Source organism: Schaalia odontolytica, from assembly GCF_024584435.1.
In the GTDB taxonomy this organism is placed as follows: Bacteria; Actinomycetota; Actinomycetes; order Actinomycetales; family Actinomycetaceae; genus Pauljensenia.
In genome coordinates this window covers 161245-183618 of sequence record NZ_CP102197.1, presented here as the reverse complement: position 1 = coordinate 183618, position 22374 = coordinate 161245, and the positions used below count along the sequence as shown (strand labels likewise).

The window sequence follows — 22374 nt, the reverse complement described above, 5'->3', positions numbered from 1 at the left end:
CCCTCAGTTCGTGAGCCGAATGTCGCCCGTGACGGCGCTGATTCCCTCGGTTCCGACATTCCACGTGGTGCTCATGGTGCCGACTGCCGTGTCCGCCGACACAACGATGGCGGCGTGGATGGGCGACTGCGCGAGGATGCGTCCCGCCGCGTCGGGAGCCTCCACGAGGGTGGGGATCCCCGGCGCGACGTAGACGGTGCGCTCCCCCACTCGCACGGCGACTGCCCCGGGGGTGGAGGACGAGGTGCCGGAGGACTGCGGGTCCTGCGCGGGGTCGGACTGCGGTTGCGTCGGGGAGGGGGATGACCAAATGTCGGGGGTGGGGGTCGTTGTCGGAGTACCCGACTGAGGGGCGGGGCTCTGCGGTTGGGGCGCGCTTCCCGTGGCCTGCGCGGGCACGTAGAGGAGCAGGTGGGCGCGCACGGCGGTGACTCCCGACTCGGTGGCGAGCGAGGTGTCGCGGATCGGGGCGGAGGACAGGACGCTCGTTGCCGCGTCCTGCAGCTGCTTGCGGCCGGGGATGGCAGCCTCCGTCAGTGACGTCGTCGGCGTGGCGTTGGCCCGCATGATCCAGGCGCTCGCGCGCTCGGCCCAGGGCGCTCCGAGCGTGATCGTGGTCGCGTGGGCAACCACATCCTGATCGGCGGTGACGAGAAGAGCAATGGGAGTGGAGTCGTTCGAGGCGCCGTCGAGCGGCATGTCGAGGGTGGTCCCCTCGGCGACCGTGGCCTCTCCTCCGGGCAGCGGGTGTACGCCTGAGGAATCGGCGACCCACACGCGCACACGAGCGTCGCCGGATGGAGAGACGAGGCGCAGCAGTGATGTCCCGCGAGGGTCGATCCCGAGGATGGTGTGGCTGGGGGCGGGTACGCTCGCCGAGGCGAGGGTCATTCCCTGGGGGATCTCTCCGTTCATGAGGGACGCCTGCGCCCACGCGGCGACTCCTCCCCCATCGGCTTGCACGTGCACGGCGAGGGCGCTCTCGTCCGGGAACCAGCCCGCGAGGAGGACGGAGGCCGTGGAGCCTGCCGGGACGGTGACCTGCCGCGGCGCGGTGTTGAGGCGTCCGGATGCGCCGAAGCCGTCGACGCTGACAACGGAGGCGGTGGGGCCGGGATTGGACAGGAGGAGGACGATGTCGGCCCCAGAGGTGGTTGCGCCGGTGGCGATCCATTGGGAGGTTCGGGGGGCGGCGCAGCCGACCGCGCTGAGTCCGGCCAGCTCACCGCCTCCTTGTCCGGCGATGCTCAGGGCGGACGGGATGACGCCAGCTTCTCCGGTCACCAGTGTCGGCGCGGGGCTCACGGGCGCCGCCGATGTGGAGGTCCAGGCGGTGGCGGCGGCCACGTTGCTCGTGTCGAAGGGGTCCACGATTCCGGCCGGGCAGGCGAGCCGTATCTGGGAGGGATGGGCGCTGAGCGCCGTGCCCGCCACGTCCGATGGGGTGGGGCTGACCCACAGGGATGCCGATGCGAGGAGTGCGAGGGCGCATCCGGCACCGACGCCGCACGTTAGGGTACGGATCCTGGATGCCATCATTGCGACCTCCTCACGGATAGGGCGCTGGCGGCGGCCACGATGAGACAGATACCCACTCCGATGCGCCACGGGAGAATCCACCACGCGCGGTAGGCGACACTCAGGCTTCCCGCAGTGGGCATGTCAAATGCCTGCGCCCACCCTCCGGGTGCCTCGGTTGGCGCGAGTTCAACGCCGTCGACCGAGGCATGCCATCCGAGGTCCGCCCGTTCCGCCAGGATGAGCGTGCCCGCCGCGTTCACCTCGCCGTCGACCGCGAGCTGTGAGGACCCCACGACGGTGTGTCCGCCACCCGCCGAGTCGATCCTGACCCGCGAGGGAGGGATACCGTCGGGGCGGACGCGCCAGACTGTCCCGGAGGTCGTCTGCCCCACCTTCTCCAGTCCGGAGGCACGGTCGAGGCCGTCCGCCAGGGCTGTCGCTCCGGACGCGCCGAGCGGGACGAGGATGGTGTCCACGTCGTGGGCGGCCAGCTGCTCCACGGTGGCGTCGTCGGGATAGACGACCAGCGTGTAGGCGGCCTGGGCGAGGGAGGCCGTGGCAGGGTCACTGAGCACCCCGCTGGTGGCCCCCGCTCGCGCCTGCCCGAGGCTCCGGGCCCGGGACGCGGGAGAAGAGTCGGTGAGGCTCACGCCCGCTCCGCGCCACAGCATCGCGTTGACGGTGCCGCTATTCGGGTCGCCGTCGAGGACGAGGATGCGTCCGGCGCGCTGGTGACGCTGCGCCTGCGATGCAACGGCGGAGACGATGGGCGAGGACATGACCGAGACGGTTTCGCGCTGGGACAGGGCGTAGGTCGGGAGGGACGAGGCGTCGACGCGCATGCGGAGCGCGGATGCCGCAGCGACGCCGCCGGAGCCGAGGAGAGCGAGCAGCGCCACGGCAGCGCCGGCTCGAAGAATCAGGGGACGGCCCGCATCCCACGCGCGTTCCATCCCTCCGCGGGTGCCGGACGGGATGGCGAGACGGGCCGCCACGCCGAGGAGGGCGAGGAAGGAGAGGGAGAAGAAGGGCGACGTCCACGCCGAAGCGACGAGGGAACCGTGCAGGCCGACACCCACGTGGGAGAAGCACCAGCCGATAGCGGCGGCGAGCGCGGCCCCGCAGGAGGCTGTGAGGGCAGGGCGGGAGCGAGTTATCGCAAGGGACGCGATCGCGGCGACGAGTACCGCCCCGCCGATGAGGGCGAGCGCGATGCCTTCGAGGGCGGATGCCGGGGCGGCGGGAAGCGCGAGCAGTGCGAGCCAGGAGGGCGCGCGGGTGTAGGCGTGCACTCCCCCGGCGGTGGAGGTCAGAGCGGGCCAGGAGATGGGGTGGGCGAGGATCGAGACGAGCGTGGGAGCGAGGACGACGGCCGCGGGGAGAGCGACTAAGAGGCGGCGCCAGGAGCGCAGTGCCAACACGGTGGCCGCGAGGGCCAGGGTCCACGGGGCGCAGCACGCGAGAACAAGAACGGCCAGCGAGGCGCAGCCCGCGGAGATTCCCCTGGGCCGAGTCGGGGCCGCCACCACTCCCGCGGCACCGTCGACGAGGAGCGGGGCGGGGGCACGCAGGCAGTAGGCTGCGGCGATCGGCATCGCGGCGTGGGCGAGCCCTCCCGCGAGAACGCCGTGGGTCCCGCTCAGCATGAGCGGGGGCGCGAACGACCAGGCGAGGGTGAGCAGGGCGCGCATGCGCAGGGAGGCGGTGAGAGAGCGTGTCGGTACCCATGCGGCCAGGGCGGCGATGGGCGAGGAGGCGACGAGCAGGAACGTTGCCGTCGCTCCGGGGGTCACGCCCAGCGGTGCCAGTGGTGCGCTGAGGATGGCCAGGAGGATGGTCATGGGATCGGCCCCACCCGCGTGGCCGTCGCCGCCGGGGATCCAGCCGGACCAGGCGGCACTCCACAGCTGTGTCCAGGACGTTGGCAGGGAGACCCACGCTCCCCCAACGAGTCCGGCGTGCGCCCCCCACCACTGCAGGATCGCGACGAGGGACGTGCCGATCAGCACGGCGGCGAGAGTGGAGGCCGACCGGATCCTGTAGCGCCACATCGAAGCGAGGACGAGGGGATCGATGCGCTCCCCGCTGTCGTCTTCCTCTGCTCGCGCGGGCTCGGTGCGCAGCGCCGAGGGAGCCTCTTCGAGCGCGCGGAGGGAGGAACGCGGAACGACGCGGGACTTGGCGGCGCGCGCCCGTCCGAGCAGGAGACGCGGGGTGGCGCCGATGAGGGAGGCGAGCGCTCCGAGTTCCGGCAGAGCCAGGGCCGCTCGCCCGGTCGTGATCCGTCCGATTGCGCGGGCGGGGGTCCACACGAGGAGCCACAGGGCGAGGAACGGAAGCGCGAGGAGCGGCACCGCCTTGCACCAGTTGTAGAGCTGGGCGTAGCGCCGCCTGCGGAAAGAGGCGTCTTCATCGCAGGCATCGCCGCTCGATTCGCGCGACCCCTCGGGGGATCCCGACGCGGTGAGCGGGGAGGCGCCCGCGGGGTCGGCCGCCGCGTGCAGCGAGGCGCGGGCGTGGCGCACGCGCGCCCGAGGGGCCACGATCACGCGGTATCCCGCGAGGTGGAGGCGGCGCCCCATGTCGAGGCCGTCTCCGAAGGGACCGAGGGCGGGATCGAATCCACCGACGGCCTCGTAAGCGTCGGCGCGCAGGAGGAGCCCGGCAGTGCCGACCCCGAGAACGTCGCAGGTGCCGTCGTGCTGGCCCTGGTCGATGTCGCCTTCGCCGACGCGTTCGAGTCTGCGCGCGCTGGCGGTGGCGAAGATTCCCAGCTCGAGGAGTCGGCGCCCATCCCAGCTGAGCTGCTTGACACCGACGGCCGCGACGGTCTTTCCGACGGATGCCGCGCGGGTGAGTTCGCCGAGGCACTCGGGCTCGGGCGCGCAGTCGTCGTGGAGGATCCACCACCACTGGTGGGAGGCGAAGGCGCCGCCCTGGGACTGCGCCCGGCGAATGGCGTCGCCGAGGTTGCGTGCGCGCCCCACGCGAACGATGTCAGCACCCTCGGGAAGGCGTTCCGCGGGAAATGGCGTCACGTGCCGTCCTGCGACATCGACGACGGTCACGGAGTGAGGCGCCACCGTCTGCTCGTCGATGGCCCTCAGGACGGATTGGATGAGCGGTGAGTCTCCCCGAGTGACGAGGATCGCTCCGACCGTGCGCTGAAGGGAGCTCAACCGGCCATACGGCGCAGGCGCCGCCTCTCGCGTTCGGACATGCCACCCCAGATGCCGAAGCGCTCATCGTTGGCGAGGGCATACTCGAGGCACTCCTCGCGAACCTGGCAGGCCTGACACACGGCCTTCGCCTCGCGTGTCGAGCCGCCCTTTTCGGGGAAGAAGGCCTCGGGATCCGTTTGGGCGCACAGCGCGTGCTGCTGCCAGGCAAGAGGTCCGTCAATGCGCGCATACAGCGCCGCGTCGGCGTCCTCGGACCACTCGAGGGGTCCGTCACCGAAGATGCTCCACATCGCGAAGCCTCCTTATAACGAATCGATCAATACGAGAATTACACGCGTGTCGTTGTCGGAAGTCAAGCGCTTTCGCGATATTGAGACCTTTGCCGTTCCACTTGACCCAGCGGTAAAACAATGCAGTCCCCCACATACTTCACAGTTACTAGGTACTTGGTTGGTCTAGGACCTTCGATATACTTGAAAGCATGAAAGAGAATCCGGCAAAAACTATGACGAGCCTCACCGACTGCGTGGAGGTCGTTAACGGCTGGTCAGGCCCGACTCTCACGCAGTACGGGAACGAACGCGTCGAACTGGGTGGCCCCGTGGTCGCCCGATGGCTCGCGAAGATAGCAAACTACCTGACAAACGAGCTTGCCACCGACCTTTTCGGCTCGGATGAGATCACGCCCGCGCGGCTCTACACCTCCCTGCAACCGTGGCAGGACGTCCTGTGGCAGGTCGCCGCCCGGTCCTTATCGTGGGAGATGCTCGAGACGCGTCGCCCCCTCCCCGGGGACGTCTTCGTCTCGAATGATCTCGGGTCCGAGGCCGCGCATGCCCTCGAGGCCGGCGCGCACGTCTTAGCTCAACCGGCCGCCTACCTGTCGTTCTCGTGGGAGGGTCCGCTCGGCGGGGCCTTGGACGCTCTCGCGGAGATCGCGATGCAACCCGACGTTCTCGTCGTGGACACTCCCCCCATCCTGGACGCCGTCAGGGACGAGGCGCTGGCCGGGCTTCGCCAGCAGGGACCCATCGTGGGCAATCGCGTCGCGCTCCTATGGGACCAGCGCACGGGCGTGGGGCGGGTCCTGGACCAGTGGATGGCCGGCCGCTCCGTCATCATCATCGACCCGCGCACGACCCCGCCCGAGTCTCTGGCCCAGATCCTCCGCTCCGAGGCGGTTGACACAGGCCTGGTGGCGTATCGGCGCTAGCTACCAGACTCCCAGGACGCGCGCGGCGGCGAGCTTGATGCCCTCCACGCGGTCGCGCCTGATGTGTGGCCAGCGCATGCTAAAGCGCAGCCTCGCCGCCAGACCCTGATCCTCAAGCTCGCCGAGGATTGCCTCCAACTCGCGGCGTCGACGGGGTTCAAAAGTGCCCACCGCGAGGGCGGCACGCGCCGTCAGAATGAACTGCCTGCGATAGAAGCCGTTACGCAGCTTGGCCATGCGAGCATCGCGCGCCCCCGCACCAGAGTTTGCTCCCTGCACGTTGCCGCCGTGCTGGCGGTACTCCAGCGTCGGTTCCTCGCCGATCACCCACGGCAGGCCACGCGCGCGCGCGAGCGCGTACAGGTACCAGTCGTGAACGCCGATCTCGCTGTAGTCCAGGCGTGAGACCGCCTCGACGAGAGCCGCGTGAGCGTCGGGAGAGAAGAGGTAGGTCGACCCCGGTCCCGCGGCCTCAAACAGGAAGTCCCACGCGCGCTGCGGCTGAGATTTGCGAATGAGGCGACGCTCACCCACCGCCCCGCCCGGTAGGCTCTCGAAGGAGGTGACATTGGAGGAAACCACGCAGGCCCCTTCGGCGCGCATGAGAGCCAGCTGTCCGGAGAGTTTGTCCCGGTGCCACACGTCGTCCTGGTCCGTGAAGGCCACGTAGGAGCCGTCGGGAACGTGGGTGGTAAACAGGTGCAGGAAGTTACCCGTGACCCCCGGCCTGCCTTCGCGCTGGGGCACAACGGTGATGCGCGGGTCGGCGGCGGAGCGCGCGTCCAGGTGGGAGCGCGTCGAGTCCGTGGAAGCATCGTCGGATACGACCAGGGACACCTCCACACCGACCTGATCGAGGACAGAGTCGATCTGCTCGTCGAGCCACGCCCCGCCCTCGGCCATCCCGTTGTAGGTGGCCATGAGGACGGTGACGCGGGGACGAGGTCCACCCCCGTCTCGGCTCACCTCAGCCAACGACTCAGTGCCCCTCGGCGGCGTACTTGGCTTCGACGGCCTCCTTCAGGGGCGCCCACCAGGCCTCGTTGTCCGTGTACCAGGCGATCGTGTCGGCCAGGCCGTCACGGAAGTTGGTGAAGCGGGGCTCCCAGCCGAGCTCGGTCACGAGCTTGGAATTATCGATCGCGTAGCGCAGGTCGTGCCCGGGGCGATCGGTGACGTGGTCGAAGTCGTCCGCCGGGTAGCCCATGAGCTCGTTCAGGATCGCGACAACGTCGCGGTTGTTGGTCTCGCCGTTGGCGCCGATCAGGTAGGTCTCGCCGATCCGTCCGCGCATGAGGATCTCCCACACGGCCGTGTTGTGATCGCGCACGTGGATCCAGTCGCGCACATTCAGGCCGTCGCCGTACAGGCGCGGACGCACTCCGCGCAGGCGGTTGGTGATCATGCGAGGAATGAACTTCTCGATGTGCTGGTAGGGACCGTAGTTGTTGGAGCAGTTGGAGATCGTCGCCTCGACTCCGAAGGAACGCACCCACGCGCGCACCAGGAGATCCGACCCGGCCTTGGAGGAGGAGTAGGGCGAGGAGGGGTTGTAGGGGGTCGTGGGCGTGAACTTCGCCGGATCGTCCAGCTCGAGGTCACCGTAGACCTCGTCCGTGGAGATGTGGTGGAAGCGAACCTTGTAGCGACGCACGGCCTCAAGCAGGGTGAAGGTTCCCACCAGGTTCGTCTGAATGAACGGCGAGGGATCCAGGAGCGAGTTGTCGTTGTGGGATTCGGCGGCGAAGTGAACGACCGCGTCCGCGCCGCCAACCACGCCGTCGACCAGGTCCGCGTCGGCGACGTCGCCTTCAACGACGCTGAGGCGGGCCGCCTGATCGGCGGGGATGTCGGTGAGGGAGGCGCGGTTGCCCGCGTAGGTGAACTTGTCCAGAACGACGACGTCGACGTCCGGATGGTCCTCGAGGAGCGTGTGAACAAAGTTCGCTCCGATAAAGCCGGCGCCGCCGGTGACGACGATCTTCATGGGTCTTTCTCCTTCGTGTGCCCGCAGGCCTGTCGTGGTCGTGTCTCGTCGGGCGCACCCGCGCCCGATGCTGCCCCCATTATGCCGCAGATCGGCGCGCAGGCATTCGCTCACGCGCCATCTGGCATCGGAAGCCTCGCGTCGGCAGTCCGGGCGCCCCTCAGCCCTCGACTTCGATCGCGGAATCAAGAGCGACGGGCCCCGAGCCGATGCCATTGCCCTGCACGACGAGGTCCCACGCCCCGTCGCGCTGAGCGTAGGGCTGCCCGCCCGCGTCGTCGATGGAGACGTTCATCCGGTACATGCCCTCTCCCAGGGTCAGGGTGGGCACGGTGATCATCACCGTCGCGTCTCCGTCGATGGGCGGCAGCGTCACACCGGAGTTACGTGAGTTGTAGTAGTGGAGCTTTTGGCCCAGGTTCGTGTCCAAGGAGAAGGCCGTCACCCAGCCCTCGACGCGTTTGGAGGCGTGCAGATCCATGCGAATGCGAATGGTGTCCCCCGTGCGGGCGACGCGAAGCGGCGCCCCATCCTCGTCCACCATCGCGATGTCGCGGATCGAGATCGTGCCGCTCTCCTCCGTGTGGACGGGGGCGGCGAGGGCGTCGCGTTGGAATCCTTCGCGCAGAATGCGCACCGCGTCCGACGTCGATCCCTCGAAAACGAGCTTGCCGTGATCGAGAACCACTCCCCGCGTACACACGGACTCCACTTGTTCCGCCGAGTGGGAGACCAGGACGATGGCTCGTCCCTCGGTCTGGAACTCGTGGATCTTGTCCATGCACTTGCGTTGGAACGGCTCGTCGCCGACCGCCAGGACCTCGTCGACGAGGAGCACGTCCGGGTCGGAGTGGACGGCGACGGCGAAGGCCAGGCGCACATACATGCCCGAGGAATAGAACTTCACCTGAGTGTCGATAAACTGCTCGATACCCGAAAACGCGACGATCTCGTCGAAGCATGCCTCGGTTTCCGCCCGCGTCATGCCCAGGATCGAGGCGTTGAGGAAGACGTTCTCTCGCCCCGTCAGATCCTGGTGGAAGCCTGCACCCAGCTCGAGGAGGGCGGCCATGCGCCCGCGGGTCGTCACGCGACCGGAGGTGGGCCGAATGATGGATCCCATGATCTTGAGCAGCGTCGACTTGCCCGATCCGTTGTGCCCCATGAGGCCCACCGACTCATTCAGTCGCACATCAACGCTCACGGAGTCGAGGGCCCGAAACTCCTTGACCCGGCTGCCCGAGGAACGCAGGATACGATCCTTGACGGAGGTGTCCCTGTGCAGCTGAAAGACCTTGGAGACGTTGTCCACGCGGACGACTTCGGGCATTGACATTACAGCTCCTGAGCGAAGTTGCCCTCGAGGCGCGCAAAGATGCGGTGCGCCCCAAAGATAAGGAGAAGACCGACGATGGCCGCCACAGCGAGGCGAATCATCAGGTGCGAGGGATAGGGCTGATCCGCCCCCGCTGCCCACAGCGACTTCTGGAAGCCGAGGATCGCCAGCGTCACGGGATTACTGAGGTATATCTCGTGAATGACGGGGTAGCTCTGCGCCAGCGCCCGCTCCACGTAGCTGTAGGAGTAGACGATGGGCGATGCCCAAAAGGCCAGGAAGGTAATGACCTCGATCAGGTGCTGGATGTCGCGCATGTAGACGTTGAGCGCCGAGAGCAGCAGGGCGAAGAGCGTGGCGTAGATGACCAGCACGACCAGGCTCAGCGGCAGGTAGGCCAGCTGGGGCAGCGATGGTATCGCGCCGGTGACGACGATCGCGCCGAGCAGGATGACCAGCTGAATCGCGGAGTTGACCGCGGCGGTACCCAGGGTCGACAGCGGGAATATCTCGCGAGGGAGGTAGACCTTCTTGATGAGTCCGGAGTTCGCCACGATCGACCCTGTTCCGCCGGTGACCGCTTCGAGGAAGAAGCCCCAGGCCGTCAGGCCGGTGAAGACGAAGATCGCGAAGGAGGGGATTCCCCGGGCGGCACCCAGGAACTGGCCGATCACAATGAAGTAGATGAGGAGCTGTGAGAGCGGCTTGAACAACGACCACACGAACCCGAGGTTGGAGTCCTTGTAGCGAGCCTTGAGCTCACGGTTGACGAGCAGGCGCAGCAGCTCGCGACGATTCCACACGTCGGCGAACGCTCGCTTCGTCCCGTTCCACAGGCCGCTCTTGTCCCCCAGCTCGCGCAGGGGTTCGCCTTCGATGCGCGCAACCCGCTGGGCGAGCGACGTCGAAGGAGAACGTGGCGTGCTTTCAGTCATAACAACTCACTATATCCGACCGCTTAGTCAGGGACTCACTGGCCATATCGTTTCAGCGGGGAACGAACGCCCCTGCGCACGCCCCTCCACTTCTGGACGTGGTAGGCGGGGTTGAGGAAGAAGCCGCTGATCTTGCGGCGCCTACCGACCTCGCGGTCCCGCGCCAGGCGCAGCGCGTCCTTGAGAATGCCCGTGGTCACCATGCGGATCACGGTGGGGATCGAGGGCATGGCCACGTCGATGCCCACCTCGCGCAGCCCCTGCGTCTCCTCGAACATGCGATCGTCGTACTCGCTGACGGTCATCTCGTTCGAGTGCAGGACGGCGGCTCGCGGGGCGTAGGCCTTGATGTATCCGGCCGCGATGACATCCCTGCCCAGCAGCTGGTCCTCCGCGTAGGACACGTCGCGGTACGGCACCTCGCCGGTGAGCACGTCCTTGCGGGCGGCGGAGTTCACGTCGGAGTAGAAGGTGACGGCGTTGCGCACGCCCTCGTCCTGGATAAAGTCATCGTCGTAGAACAGCGTGGTGCCAAAACCCGGGCCGAAACCACCAAAGACGCCCTTAATTTCGTAGCGCAGCAGGGGGAAGGCATCGGGGCGAGGGATCTGCGAGCCCATGACGGCCACGATGCGCTCGGAGATCGCGAAGGGCGCGGTGATCTCGTGCAGCCAACGGTCCGAGGCGGGGGTCGCGTCGTGCGTCAGGTAGGCGACGATGCGACCCCTGGCCAGGTGAGCGCCGAGGTTGCGGGTCTTGCCGTGCCCGAACTCGCTGTTCGGGATCTGATGGAGGCGCACCGACGGGTACGTGGCGACGATGTCGAGGGTGGAGTCGGTGGAGCCGGAGTCAATGACGAGGATCTCGTAGGTCCCCTCGTATCGCTGATTGGTCAGCGAAGAGAGGATCTCGTCAATGTGCTGCTCGCCGTTGTACGTCAGGATGACGACGCTGACGTCCAGGGTCGCATCCTTGGCCTCGATGGGCGCGTTCTCAGTAGCCATGTGCTTGAATCTCCTGCCAGGTTTTCGCGATTCCCTGATCCAGGGTTGTCATCTCGAAGGGACCAAACTCCCTATTGACGCGATCGGTGTTCAAGACGGAACCGTGCACGTAGGTCGAGGGGGTGGGAACGTACTGGATCTCCGGGTCGGTCCCGGTGACTCGGCGGATGGAGGCGACGATGTCGTTCACGCTGGTTCCTCGTCCCGATCCAATGTTGTAGATCGAGCGGGTCGCCCCGCGCTCGATCATGGTGGAGACGATGGAGGCGAAGTCGCCCACGTAAATATAGTCGCGGAACATGCTGCCATCGCCCATGACCGTCAGGGCTTCTCCCCCCAGCACGTGGCGCAGGAAGATCGGAATGATGCCCTGCCTCTTGTGCGGGTTTTGCCTGGTTCCATAGGGATTGGAGATGCGCAGCGAGGTGGATTTGAGCGCGAACTTGCGGGCGAAGAAACGCATGTAGTTCTCGATGGTGAGCTTTCCGATCCCGTAGGGGGACACCGGCAGCGTGGGGTCGCCCTCGTGGTAGCTCACCTTGTCCTGATCACCGTAGATCGTGCCCCCGCTGGAGGCGAAGTACACGTGCTTGACCCCGGCATCCACGCATGCCTGGAAGAGGTCGATGCTTCCCTGGATGTTCGTGCGAACGTCCAGCGTGGGGTCGTTCTCCGCGGTGGCCGGGTCGGTCGTGGAGAGCATGTGCACGACGATGTCGACGCCCGTCACCGCGCGCGACACGTCGTCGTGATTGAGGAAGTTCCCGTCGAAGGCTTCGACGCCGGTAGCGCTCCAGTGAGTCCCGCTGCCGAACATGTCGAAGGCGCGGATCGACGTTCCCTCGTTGCGGGCGAGCGCGTCGACGAGATGCGAGCCGAGGAATCCGTTTCCTCCGACGACCAGGATCTTAGGCATGCATGGCCTCCTCGAAGTCGGCAACGAAGCGCCTGCCCGAATCCGCCCAGCTGAGCGATTCGACCGAGGCCGCAGCCCTGCGCGACGCCTCGACTTGGTCGTCGGCGTCGACGATGCGGATGAGCTCAGCCGCGAGCGCCCCGGGGGACAGCGGCACGTAGTCAATGTTGGGGTTGTCGGCCACGAGGCGGTTGTTGGGCCCGTCGTTGACGACCGGTATCGTCCCGCAGGACAGCAGTTCCAGCGGCAGGAGAGACAGGTTGGTGAGCGACATGACGAGGGCCGCGGCGCACCTGTTGTACAGCGGCGACAGCTCCTCGAGTTTCATCGCCCCGTGATTGACGTAGTCGAAGGGCACCTTCCAGTCCGACACGTCCCATCCGGCCATGTGGATGCGGATGTCGGGGCGACGCTTCTTCACGTCGGCTAGGACCATGCACCCCAGCTCGAAGCCGCGGCGCATCGTGACCGGCCGAGCGTAGAAGAAGATGTCCTTGCGGCGCTGGTCGTTCGTGCGCTGATACAGCGACAGGTCCGAGGCGAAGTCGAAGGGATGGGTCGTCATCCCGTACTCGTCGTGGAGCTTCTTGGCCAGCCACCTGCCGGCGGTGAATGCTTCGAAGCCGAAGCGGTAGGTGTTCTCGGCGAGCTGATTCTCCGACCCCACGGGGTAGAAGGAGGGCTCAAAGTCCTGGACGAAGTAGTAGCGCCGCGCGCGGGAGCGGTCCAGGTATGCGGGGTAGGCGGTTTCCCACCCCGTGGCGAAGATGGCGTCCACGTCCTCACCCACCCCGACGGCGGGGTCGTAGAGGGCGTAGCTCGCCTTCAGGGTCGGGTATGCGCTGGAACGCTCGATCATCTCGCGCACGCGATCGGCGTCCACGGGAATCTTCTGGGACCAGTACAGGAAGATCTTGACCCGGTGTCCGGCGGCCTCCAGGTAGGACAGGAAACGGAAGATGTTCTGATGCCCGCCGGAGGATTCTCCCGGAGGGGACATGATCCAGGCCGTCGTGTAGGGCCCCTCGCCGACGGTGCGGGGGTTGGTCCTCCAGTGGGGTTCGCTTGCCCAGTCCAGCGCTGCGGCGTCGGAGAACTTCACGAGCATTCCGAGGGGAATCTTGCCCTTGCCTTTGCCCTTGCCGGAGTTTGCGATCTGGTTGCCCATTCCCTGCAGGAGTCGGGCGGTGGTCATCCGCACCCCGTTGCGCCTGAGGTAGGAGGTGCCCTTCGCGACCTTACGCACCAGAGGATTCGTCTGTGTCATGGACGCAAGTCTAGCGGCTAACGGAACCATACTCGGATGGGGGTGCCCTCCGAGGTGCCCGGCACCGCTGTCTCTTTACTCACGTTCCCGCCCTCGCCGAGCCTTAGACGAGTGGGCGTTCTCACTGGCGCAGCTGGTGCGTGCGGCGCTCCTTCTGCGCAGCGCTCCCGGGAGCGCCGCCAGGCCCTGGGCGATGCCGCGCGCCGCCGGGCCGGAAAAGCCCGCGCTCGCCGCTCGCCCGAGGGACCTGACGAGCGCCCGGGCGAGCACACCCCACGGCGCGTGCTCGGCGGCGACGATCAGGCGATTGCGGGCATTCACCCGCATGAACATCGGCGAGTGCGCGTCCGAGGAGGCGGCGTGCTCGTGATCGGCGATGGCGCGAGAGGCGAATCGCACCCGGTAGCCGGCCTCGCGGAGCTTGTAGGACAGGTCCGTGTCCTCGTAGTACATGAACAGATCCGTGCGGATTCCTCCGACTGCTTCCCACGCGTCGCGCCGGATCGCACACGCACCCCCGCACACGCCAAACACGTCGGGGGATGCGCTCAGGCGCGAGGCCGGCGTGAGCCAGTCGCGGTCCTGGCCGTTGCCCGAGGCGTCCACCACGTTCCCCGTCGAGTTCACCAGGACGATCCCTTCCCCGGTATCGGCCTCGGCCTCGCTGAGGCGAACCCAGCGCTGTCCGTCGGGCCCGACAAGGGCCTCGCCGTCCCCCGCGAGCGCGGGCCGATAGCGCCCCGCCAGGAGAAGGAGCGCGGTCGTGGCGCCCACGTCGGGGTCGCACAGCGGCGCGAGGAGGGCGTCGAGGAACCCGTCGCGGGCGGTGGCGTCGTTGTTGAGCAGGACGAGGGCATCCTCGGTCATCGCCTGCGCTCCCGCCATGACCCCGGCCCCGAATCCGCCGTTCTCTCGCGCGTCCACGACCTCGATCTGCCCGTGCTGGGCGGCGCCACCCCGGGGGCTGCGTGTTCCCACGAGCGCCAGGAGGCCAGGCACCTCGGCGCGCATGGCGGCGAGGGAGCCGTCTGCCGAGCCGTTGTCGACGAGGACGAGCCGATCTCCCGGCGCGAGCTGGACGGCGACGGAGCGCGCAGCTCTCAGGGTCAGGGGCGCGTTCTTCCAGTTGACGAGAACGACGCGTGCGCTCGGCCTGGCGAGAGCGGGGGGCACACACGCGGCCGCCTTGACGGGGGTCTCATCTCCGCGCGCGTGACTCATCGGGTACCCGCCAGCGATTCGTAGAGCAGGGCGTGGGCCGCGGCGGACGCTTCCCACGTGAAGTCCCTGGCGCGCCTGAGTCCGGCTGCGGCCAGGCGTTGATGCTCGGGTCCCGCGGCCGCCTCGAGGGCAACGGCGAGCGCGGAAGCGCTGGTTGCGGGCACCAGCAGGCCGGCGTCATCCCCGGTGATCTCCGCCATGCACGTATCGGCGCTCGTGACGACGGGGGTTCCGTGGGCCATGGCTTCGAGGACCGGCAGGCCGAAGCCCTCCCAGATGGAGGGGAAGGTGAAGACTCGGGCCCCGGCGTAGGCGCACGCCAGATCGGTATCGTCCAAACGCCCGAGGACGTGGACGCGGGTGGAGGGCAGGTCAACCTCGGTGGGGTCCTGCCCCCATCCGGCGGGTCCAACGAGAACGAGGTCCAGCTCCGAGGTCGGGGCCAGGGCGCGGTAGGCCTGTAGAAGGGTGGGCAGGTTCTTGCGCGGTTCGCGGGTGCCCACCCACAGGATGTACGGGCGCGTCAGGCCGTTGCGCGAGCGGAAGGCATCGACCTGCTCGCCCGTGACCGGCGTGTGTGTCAGGCCGTGGGGAATCACCGTGATGATGTCCTCCTCGATCCCGGCCTCGATGCAATCCTCGGCCGTGGCGCGCGAGGGGACGACGACGGCGTCGGCGCAGCACCTGGTTGTCGCGAGGGCGCGGCGGAAGTAGGCGGCGCCGTGGGCGGTGAAGTGGCTCGCCTCGCGCAGGAAGGCAACGTCGTGGACGGTGACGACGAGCGGAAGAGAAGTGGGAGGAATCGCCCAGGTTGTCGCGTGGACAACGCGGGCTCCGCCCGGCGAGCCCACCCCCAGCATCCGGTCCACGCTCGGCCAGGTCAGCCGGTCCCACGCGGCGTACAGGGCGCGGCGCGGCAGGAAAGAGGTACGCACGGGAATCGTGAGGCCAACCTGCTCGGCGGAAGGTGCTCGCCCCCCGTGGCGAGCGGCAACACCCACGGGATTGATCCCCTCGGCGGCCAGGCGCGAGGCGAGCTCAACGATGTAGCGCCCCGACCCTCCGGGCACGCTCTGCCACATTTGTTCCACTACCATTCCGACGCGCAGGCTCATGCCCTCACAATAGTGGACGCGGCAGCCTCGATGGATATCGCGCACGCATCATGTCCTACAATAGGGAGGATTCGTTGCCGCGACCCGGGGGACCCTCATGCCCACCTTCCTCTCCTCCCCAATCCGTGTCCTGATGGACGCCACCGCGATTCCCGCAAACCTTGGGGGTGTCGGCCGCTACGTCGATGACCTCGTGCCCGAACTGGAGCGGCAGGGCGTCGATCTCACGATGGCGGTTCAGGAACGCGACGCGGAGCACTTCGCAACGCGCCTGCCCTCCGCCCGCATCATTCCCATCTCCCCGCGCTTCCAGTCACGCCCGGCACGCATGGCGTGGGAACAGACGGGGCTCGCCTCCCTCATCCGCAAGGTGCGCCCCGACGTCCTTCATTCCCCCCACTACACCTCCCCGCAGTTCCCGGGCGTTCCGGTCGTCATCACCTTGCACGACGCGACGTTCTTCTCCCACCCGCAGGCCCATTCTCGCCTCAAGCAGCGTTTCTTCACGTCTGCGATCCGCCGCGCCATTCGTCGCGCGTCCGCGCTCGTGGTCCCCTCGGAGGCGACACGCGACGAGACGATCAAGTACGCGGGAGGGGACGCCTCCCAGTTCTACGTCGCCTACCACGGTGTGGACCGCGACATCTTCCACCCGGTGGACGACGCGGAGCGCGAGCGCGTCAAGGCCAGCCTCGGGCTCGATGGCCGCGACTACATCGGCTTCCTGGGCACTCTCGAGCCCCGCAAGAACGTGCCGAACCTGGTGCGCGGCTGGGTGCAGGCCGTGTGGGATCGGCCACAACCCCCCGCCCTCGTGTTGGCCGGAGGAAAGGGCTGGGATGAGGACATCGAGCCGGCGCTGGCCTCGGTTCCCTCCCACCTGACGGTCCTGCGGCCCGGCTACCTGCCCCTGACGGACCTGCCAGGATTCCTCTCGGGCTGCCTCGTCCTGGCCTACCCCTCGATCGCGGAGGGCTTCGGCCTGCCCGTTCTCGAGGCGATGAGCTGTGGGGCCGCAACGCTCACCACCCGCCTCACCTCCCTGCCGGAGGTCGGCGGAGACGCCGTTGAGTACTGCGACACGGACCCCCAGTCGATCGCGCTGGCGCTCAGCGCGCTGCTGGACGCACCCTCTCGGCGCGACGAGCTGAGCCGGGCCGCCATCGAGCGCTCGGGCGAGTTCACGTGGGAGCGCGCCGCCCGCGTCCACGTGCAGGCCTACCGCGCCGCCGTCTCCTGATCCCCGCACCGATAGCACGAGGAAGCAACCCCATGGCCACCGCCCAAAACTCCAGCAACGACACCGAGGGACGCCGCGCCCCCGCCACACGCCTCCCGCTGACTCGCCGTCACTGGAACATCCTGGGCGTCATCGCCCTTCTCGCCTCCGTATTCGCCCTGGGCGTCGCGTGGGCCGTTTCCTCGCCGGTGGGCGGCTCCCCCGATGACGACTACCACCTGGCCTCCATCTGGTGTACTCCCCCACTCTCCGAATCGGGATGCGAGACGGGCTACACGGAGGAAGACACCTATGGTCCGGTGGTTCCCGAGACGATCGCGTCGAACCGCGTCGCGTGCTACGCGTTCCACGGGGAGAGTTCGGCCGCCTGCGTCTACAACCTGTCGGACGAGCGCACGGCCGTCACCGACCGGTGGGACGACGGAAACTACCCGTGGGGCTACTACCAGTTCCACCACCACTTCATCGCCCACGACACTCATCGCGCAGCCCTGACGATGCGCATCATCAACTGGGGCATTGCCGTCCTGCTGCTGGGGGGTATCGCAGCGCTCATGCCCTCGTTCCTGCGTCGAGGCTACGTTGTGGCGATGGCGGCGGCGTGGACGCCGATGGGCATCTACTTCATCGCGTCGAACAACCCCTCATCGTGGGCATTTTCCGGGGTCCTCGCCTTCGCCGCGGGACTGTGGTCGGCCGCCAACTCCGAGGGCTGGCGCCGCTGGAGTCTCATGGGAGGGGCCGCAATCGGCGCCCTCCTGGCGTGCACGTCGCGCGCGGACGCGGCCTTCTTCCTCTTCGTCGTCTCGGCTGCCCTGATCTTCGCGGTGCGCTGGCGCCGCGATCGCTGGCCCGAGGGTGTGCTCGCCCTGCTCGCCTCGATCATTGGAATCCTCATCATGAGATCGACGAGCGTCGCGTCCAACACCCTCGTGTCGACGGACACGCCGAACATGTCTGCCATTCAGGCGCTTGCGGCGAACCTGCACGCGCTCCCCCAGTTCTTCGCAGGCTTCTACGGCTACCGCTGGGGGCCGGGATGGATGGACGTGCCCTACGACGGCTTCGTGTCGACGATCGGCCTCCTGATTGCCGGCGCCATCATCATTGCGGGGGTTCGTTCGTGGTCGTGGCGTAAGGCAATGACATCCCTGATGCTGGCTGGAGCGATGGCGGGGGTTCCGATCCTCCTGGGTGTCCTCCAGCGCTTCAACAACGTCATCTCCTACCAGCCGCGCTACATGATGCCCCTGCTGGCGGTCCTCTTCTTCTTCATGCTCACGATGGATCGGCGCGAGCGCACGATCACGCGCCCCCAGGTCGGCATGCTCGCAGTGTTCCTGGGAACGCTCAACTTCTACGCCATCTTTACGCTCCTGCTGCGCTACACGCACGGCAGCGCCTCGTCCAACACCCTGAACCTCAGCAAAGAGGCATCGTGGTGGTGGGAAAGCGCCCCCATCGGGCCCAGCGCGGTGTGCCTGATAGCCTCCTTCGCCTTCATCGTGGCCCTGACGATTGCGCTGCTTCTCACACGCGAGGAAGTGAGCGATTCGGCCTCGCCGCGCGACTAGAGGCAAGGCCTGGGAAGCGGTGGAGTGGGATAAACCCCTCATGTTCACAGTTTGAGGATTGAGTGCTAAGCTCGAACGCGCAGTCAGCATTTCACCTAGTGAACGAAAGGGAGGCCATGGCATCCTGCACCATCGGTTCCCTCACCGAACCTCAGTTCAACATCCTGTCCACGCTCCTGAAGGAGGAGCGCCCCCTCACCCAGCGCGCCCTCTCCGAGGTCACCGGGATGAGCCTGGGCCGCGTCAACACGGCGACCCGCGAGTGCGAGGCCCTGGGCTACATTGACGACCGCGCCCTGACCCCCGCTGGCCGCGAGGCCCTCGAACCCTACCGGGTCACCGGCGCCGTCATCATGGCCGCCGGCATATCCTCGCGTTTCGCGCCCATCAGCTACGAGCGCCCCAAGGGTACGCTCAAGGTGCGCGGGGAGATCCTGGTGGAGCGCCAGATCCGCCAGCTTCACGAGGCCGGAATCACCAACGTCACGATGGTTGTGGGCTACAAGAAGGAGTACTTCTTCTACCTCGGAAAGAAGTACGGGGTGAACATCGTCGTCAATCGCGAGTACGCCACCCGCAACAACAACGGCTCCCTGTGGCTGGTGCGAGACATCCTGGACAACACCTACGTGTGTTCCTCCGACGACTACTTCACAACGAACCCGTTCGAACCCTACGTGTACAAGGCCTATTACTCGGCCAACTACGTGGAGGGTCCCACGCCCGAGTGGTGCCTCAAGGTCGGTCCCTCCGACCGGATTACGGGCGCGAGCATCGGCGGCGCGGACGCGTGGGTCATGCTCGGCCACGTCTACTTCGACCGCGCGTTCTCCGCTCAGTTCCGCACCGTGTTGGAGAGCGTCTACGACCGGCCGGAGACCGCGGCCAAGCTCTGGGAGGCCATCTACCTCGACCACATCAAGTCCTTCGACATGGTGATTCGCCGCTACCCGGACGGAGTCATCCACGAGTTTGACTCCGTCGACGAGCTTCGCAGCTTCGACCCGCTGTTCATGGAGAACGTGGACTCGGAGGTCTTCGATCACATCGTGCAAACGCTCGGCTGCGCGAAGTCCGATATCCGCGACTTCTATCCGCTCAAACAGGGCATCACGAACCTGTCGTGCCACTTCGCGGTGGGCGACGCGCAGTACGTGTACCGTCATCCGGGCATTGGGACCGAGAAGATCGTGGACCGCAGCGCCGAGTTCGCCGCCCTGCGACTGGCCGCCGAGCTGGGCATTGACGACACCTTCGTCGCCGGAGACCCGCAGGCGGGCTGGAAGATCTCTCGCTTCATCACCGACGTTCGCAACTTGGATGTGACGAGCGAGAAGGAGCTTCGCGCGGCGATGGAGATGGATCGGGCGCTCCACTGCTCGGGGCGCATCCTCAAGAGGTCCTTCGATTTCATCACCGAGGCCAACCGTTACGAGAACATTCTGCGCCAGTTCGGGCCGATCGACGTACCCGGATACCGCGAGCTGCGCGAGAAGGTCGCGCGCCTGAAGGCGTTTGCCGACGCCGACGGCTTCGAGGTGGTCCCCTCCCACAATGACTTCTTCCCGCCCAACTTCCTCGTGTCCACGGACGGAGCGATCAGCCTCATCGACTGGGAGTACGCCGGCATGTCCGACGTGGCCGCAGACTTTGGAACGATGGTCGTGTGCACGCCGGAGATGAACGGCGAGCGCGCACGCGCCGCCCTGGAGTTCTACCTCGGGCACGCACCGAGCGAGCGCGAGGAGAGGCACTTCTTCTCCTACGAGGTCTTCGCGGGCTGGTGCTGGTACGTGTGGGCGCTCGTCAAGGAGGCCGAGGGCGACGACGTGGGCGAATGGCTCTATACCTACTATTCGCACGCGACGCGCACCCTCGATTCGCTGCTCGCCTCCTACGAGGCGTGTGCGCAGCACGCTCAGGAGAACACGCAGGGCGGTGAGCTGGCATGAGGAAGGAGAGTGGAGGCAAGCGCTACGGAATCTTCTCGGGTGCCCTGTGGGGTCTGGACACGGTGGTGTTGGCGATCGCTCTGGCGATGACACCTTTCGCGTCCTTCGAGCAGTCGGCCCTGGCCGGAGCGGTCCTGCACGATGTGGCGTGTGCCGTCATCCTGCTGGTCTACATGGCAATTCGCGGACGCCTGCGGGACAGCGCGAAGGCGCTGCGCAGCCGCGCGGGACGGGCCGTGGTCGCCGCGGCGCTGCTGGGCGGACCGATCGGCATGAGCGGCTACCTGATCGCGATCGACAACATCGGCCCCGGGCCGACGGCCATCATCTCCACGTTCTACCCGGCCCTGGGCACGCTGCTGGCGTTCGTCCTCCTCAAGGAGTCCATGGCGGCCCGCCAGATCGTGGCCCTGCTGGTCGCGTTGGCGGCGATCGTGGCAACCGGGTGGACGGCCACCACCGACGCCGTCGAGGGCGGCAACGCCGTTCTCGGAGTCGCGGGAGCGTTGGCGTGCGTGGTCGGATGGGGATCGGAGGCCGTGATCCTGACCTGGGGGATGCGCGACGACACCGTGGACAACGAGGTGGCGTTGCAGATCCGCGAGACGACCTCGGCGGCGGTCTATCTCTTCATCGTCGCACCCATCGCGGGAGTCTTTGGCTTCACGCTGCACTCCCTCGCCCATCTCTCGGCCGGTGTCGCGGTCCTCGCGGGCCTGGCGGGTACTGCCTCGTACCTGTTCTACTACAAGGCGCTGTCCGCGATCGGGGCGTCGCGCGGCATGGCGCTCAACATCTCGTATTCGGCGTGGGCGGTCATCTTCGCTCTCGTGCTGCAGGGGACGGTGCCCACCGCATTCCAGATCCTGTGCTGCGCGGTGATTCTCGTCGGCACGGTTCTGGCGGCAACCCCCTCGTGGGGTGATCTCCTTCCCAGGCGCACTGGGACGGAAAGCCGTAATCAGGCGTGAGACAATGGCTGGTGGGCGCGCATGCGCCCACCAGCTTTCCACAAGTGGAGGACTTATGGCGACACCCCGGAGTGACCTGGCCAAGGTGCACAAGCTTCTGACGTTGATCCTGGCGGAACTGGACCGTGTCTGCGGGCTCATCGGGGTGTCATACGCGGTCTACGGGGGAACCGCCATCGGGGCGATTCGCCACGGGGGTTTCATTCCCTGGGACGACGACATTGACGTGATGATGACGCGCGCCGACTACGAGCGTTTTCTCGCCGAGGCGCCCAAGCACATGGATGAGCGTTTCCGTCTGGATAACACTCGCACGTGCGAGGACTTTCCGTTCATGTTCACGAAGATGGTGATCCCCGGGACCCTCCTCGTCCCGGAAGCGGCCCGCGAGTCGGCCTATCGGATGCCCTTCTTCGTCGACATTCTTCCCCTCGACGAGATCCCCGCCGACGAGAAGGCCTTCCGCGCAATGTCTCGCGCGTCCTGGTGGTGGGGACGCCTGCTGTTCCTGCAGGGCACCGCTCGCCCCTACCTCATCAATCCGCCGACGTGGAAGAAGGCACTCATCTACTCGGCGACGACCGTTGCGCACCTGGGACTCAAGGCACTGCGCGCAACCCCGCGTAGCCTGCAGGCCCGCTGGGAGCGTGCCGTCCGCCGCTACGAGGGCGCGGGAACGGGGGTGTACGCGGACTTCACGATGCGCGACCCCCAGAATTGGATCGTGCGCGAGGAGGAGTTTTTCCCCACTCGGCGGGTCCCCTTCGAGGACATCACCGTGATGATCCAGCACGACTACGATGCCCTGCTGCGCCGGGGCTACGGCGACTACATGCAGTTGCCGCCGCCGGACAAGCGCTACAACCACGCTCCGGCCGTCGTTGATTTCGGCCCCTACGAGTCCATCCTCTAAGCCATCCACCCACTGTTGATCGGACAC

At 67.1% G+C, this 22374-nt stretch carries 18 protein-coding genes; 6 read left to right on the top strand and 12 right to left on the bottom strand.

What is annotated here, in order from left to right; translation table 11 throughout:
- Window positions 1-3: 3 nt before the first annotated feature.
- From NQK35_RS00830 to NQK35_RS00820, 3 genes are read right to left on the bottom strand one after another with little or no spacing between them, the layout of a single operon-like run.
- Window positions 4-1539 carry a DUF5719 family protein gene (locus tag NQK35_RS00830; RefSeq protein WP_048742448.1) on the bottom strand — a complete coding sequence of 512 codons (1536 nt, stop codon included), beginning with the start codon at window positions 1537-1539 and terminating at the stop codon, window positions 4-6.
- Window positions 1536-4700, bottom strand: coding sequence for a glycosyltransferase (locus NQK35_RS00825; RefSeq protein ID WP_257114260.1), 3165 nt, complete (start codon window positions 4698-4700; stop codon window positions 1536-1538). The genes NQK35_RS00830 and NQK35_RS00825 overlap by 4 nt, the downstream gene beginning before the upstream one ends.
- A complete protein-coding gene (locus NQK35_RS00820) occupies window positions 4697-4993 on the bottom strand; it encodes a WhiB family transcriptional regulator (protein ID WP_009212229.1) in 297 nt (98 codons plus the stop codon). Before NQK35_RS00820 ends, NQK35_RS00825 begins: the two co-directional genes overlap by 4 nt.
- A gap of 311 nt (window positions 4994-5304) precedes the next feature.
- Here NQK35_RS00820 and NQK35_RS00815 point away from each other — a divergent pair, with 311 nt between their 5' ends.
- A complete protein-coding gene (locus tag NQK35_RS00815; protein WP_306456022.1) occupies window positions 5305-5916 on the top strand; it encodes a hypothetical protein in 612 nt (203 codons plus the stop codon).
- Here NQK35_RS00815 and NQK35_RS00810 read toward each other — a convergent pair whose 3' ends face one another.
- From NQK35_RS00810 to NQK35_RS00770, 9 genes are all read right to left on the bottom strand, one after another.
- Window positions 5917-6891 carry a glycosyltransferase gene (locus NQK35_RS00810; protein WP_202812351.1) on the bottom strand — a complete coding sequence of 325 codons (975 nt, stop codon included), beginning with the start codon at window positions 6889-6891 and terminating at the stop codon, window positions 5917-5919.
- 4 nt (window positions 6892-6895) lie between these two features.
- Entirely contained in the window at window positions 6896-7903 is a 1008-nt protein-coding gene (rfbB, locus tag NQK35_RS00805) for a dTDP-glucose 4,6-dehydratase (protein WP_257114258.1), read from the bottom strand.
- Window positions 7904-8063: 160 nt separating this feature from the next.
- A complete protein-coding gene (locus NQK35_RS00800) occupies window positions 8064-9239 on the bottom strand; it encodes an ABC transporter ATP-binding protein (protein WP_009212233.1) in 1176 nt (391 codons plus the stop codon).
- Window positions 9239-10174, bottom strand: coding sequence for an ABC transporter permease (locus NQK35_RS00795; RefSeq protein WP_009212234.1), 936 nt, complete (start codon window positions 10172-10174; stop codon window positions 9239-9241). The genes NQK35_RS00800 and NQK35_RS00795 overlap by 1 nt, the downstream gene beginning before the upstream one ends.
- Window positions 10175-10209: 35 nt before the next feature.
- The gene (locus NQK35_RS00790; RefSeq protein WP_257114256.1) at window positions 10210-11178 is read right to left on the bottom strand and encodes a glycosyltransferase family A protein; all 969 of its coding nucleotides are present in this window, start codon (window positions 11176-11178) and stop codon (window positions 10210-10212) included.
- Complete coding sequence (locus NQK35_RS00785; protein ID WP_257114254.1) at window positions 11168-12094, bottom strand: NAD-dependent epimerase/dehydratase family protein; 927 nt, start codon at window positions 12092-12094, stop codon at window positions 11168-11170. Before NQK35_RS00785 ends, NQK35_RS00790 begins: the two co-directional genes overlap by 11 nt.
- Window positions 12087-13361, bottom strand: a complete 1275-nt coding sequence (locus tag NQK35_RS00780) for a rhamnosyltransferase WsaF family glycosyltransferase (protein ID WP_009212237.1) — start codon at window positions 13359-13361, stop codon at window positions 12087-12089. Before NQK35_RS00780 ends, NQK35_RS00785 begins: the two co-directional genes overlap by 8 nt.
- A 75-nt stretch (window positions 13362-13436) precedes the next feature.
- A complete protein-coding gene (locus NQK35_RS00775; RefSeq protein ID WP_257114252.1) occupies window positions 13437-14582 on the bottom strand; it encodes a glycosyltransferase family 2 protein in 1146 nt (381 codons plus the stop codon).
- Window positions 14579-15697: a glycosyltransferase family 4 protein gene (locus tag NQK35_RS00770; RefSeq protein WP_257114250.1), complete on the bottom strand. Its 1119-nt coding sequence runs from the start codon at window positions 15695-15697 to the stop codon at window positions 14579-14581. Before NQK35_RS00770 ends, NQK35_RS00775 begins: the two co-directional genes overlap by 4 nt.
- Window positions 15698-15794: 97 nt before the next feature.
- Between NQK35_RS00770 and NQK35_RS00765 the strand changes: the two genes are divergently transcribed.
- From NQK35_RS00765 to NQK35_RS00745, 5 genes are all read left to right on the top strand, one after another.
- Window positions 15795-16937 carry a glycosyltransferase family 4 protein gene (locus NQK35_RS00765; RefSeq protein ID WP_257114249.1) on the top strand — a complete coding sequence of 381 codons (1143 nt, stop codon included), beginning with the start codon at window positions 15795-15797 and terminating at the stop codon, window positions 16935-16937.
- 32 nt (window positions 16938-16969) lie between these two features.
- A complete protein-coding gene (locus NQK35_RS00760; RefSeq protein WP_257114248.1) occupies window positions 16970-18511 on the top strand; it encodes a DUF2142 domain-containing protein in 1542 nt (513 codons plus the stop codon).
- Between the two features lie 116 nt (window positions 18512-18627).
- On the top strand, window positions 18628-20463 hold the full coding sequence (locus NQK35_RS00755) for a phosphotransferase (RefSeq protein WP_009212242.1): 1836 nt from the start codon (window positions 18628-18630) through the stop codon (window positions 20461-20463).
- Window positions 20460-21434, top strand: coding sequence for a DMT family transporter (locus tag NQK35_RS00750; protein ID WP_009212243.1), 975 nt, complete (start codon window positions 20460-20462; stop codon window positions 21432-21434). Before NQK35_RS00755 ends, NQK35_RS00750 begins: the two co-directional genes overlap by 4 nt.
- 55 nt (window positions 21435-21489) lie before the next feature.
- The gene (locus tag NQK35_RS00745; protein ID WP_257114246.1) at window positions 21490-22347 is read left to right on the top strand and encodes a LicD family protein; all 858 of its coding nucleotides are present in this window, start codon (window positions 21490-21492) and stop codon (window positions 22345-22347) included.
- The last annotated feature ends 27 nt before the right edge of the window (window positions 22348-22374 follow it).